The sequence below is a fragment of the Streptomyces sp. NPDC059456 genome (assembly GCF_042750055.1).
Classification (GTDB): Bacteria; Actinomycetota; Actinomycetes; order Streptomycetales; family Streptomycetaceae; genus Streptomyces.
In genome coordinates this window covers 14,980-15,735 of sequence record NZ_JBHYVA010000129.1, presented here as the reverse complement: position 1 = coordinate 15,735, position 756 = coordinate 14,980, and the positions used below count along the sequence as shown (strand labels likewise).

The 756-nt window shown below is 80.3% G+C and carries 1 protein-coding gene and 1 pseudogene; both read right to left on the bottom strand.

Going from position 1 to position 756, the window contains the following annotated elements:
• Positions 1-368: pseudogene (locus tag ACFXA3_RS14365) on the bottom strand (hypothetical protein); the annotation flags it as partial.
• 107 nt (positions 369-475) lie between these two features.
• A partial coding sequence (locus ACFXA3_RS14360) for an LAETG motif-containing sortase-dependent surface protein (protein ID WP_385186624.1) occupies positions 476-756 on the bottom strand: 281 nt, incomplete at its 5' end.

Genomic DNA, 756 nt, shown 5'->3' with positions numbered 1-756 from the left:
CGCGGGCGCGCGGGTGGGCGGGAGGGTCGGGGGGGGGGGGGGGGCTGCGACCCGCGCGGGCGCCGCTTGGGAACCCATACCACCCGCGGCCGGGGGCGGCGTACGGACCACTTGCCGATGGTGTTGACGGTCGCCGAGGCCAGCGCCAGGGAGGCGGCTCCGCGCAGTGCCGCCTTGCGGGCCCCGGCCGAGCCGACGACCGCGATCACCGCGGCGGCCCCGCCCCACAGCACCCCGTGGTTGGCGGCCCGCCCCAGTCCGGGCAGGACCCGGTCGGCCGCGGGCCAGTGCCGGCGGGCCACCTCGTCGAACAGCTTCCGGTCCCATCGCGCGGCGGCGCCCCGCCAGGTCAGCTCTTGATCAGCCATTTCGAGCGCTTACCCGGAGCACCCGCCCCGGAACCGCCTCTCTTTGCCAACCAGTCCCGAGGAGGCGTCCGGCGACCCGAATGCCGGAGCGGCCCGCCGAACGCTCCCTAGGCCTGGTCCTCTTCCTCGTCCAACGGGCGCTTGCGGAGCAGGAGGACCACCAGGCCGCCCAGCACCACCAGGCCCACCGCCAGCGAGGCGATGACGGGGGTGGCGGCCGAGCTGCCGCTGGTGGCGAGCCGTTCCTCGTCCGGGCTGGACTCCGCCGCGGGGGGGGCGGGGGCGGGCGCCCCGGGCCGGGGCCGCGGGGGGGGGGGGCCGGGGGGGGCCGCCCCCCCCACCCCCCGCGGGGGGGCCGGCCCCCCCCCCCGCGCCCCCCCCCCCCGGG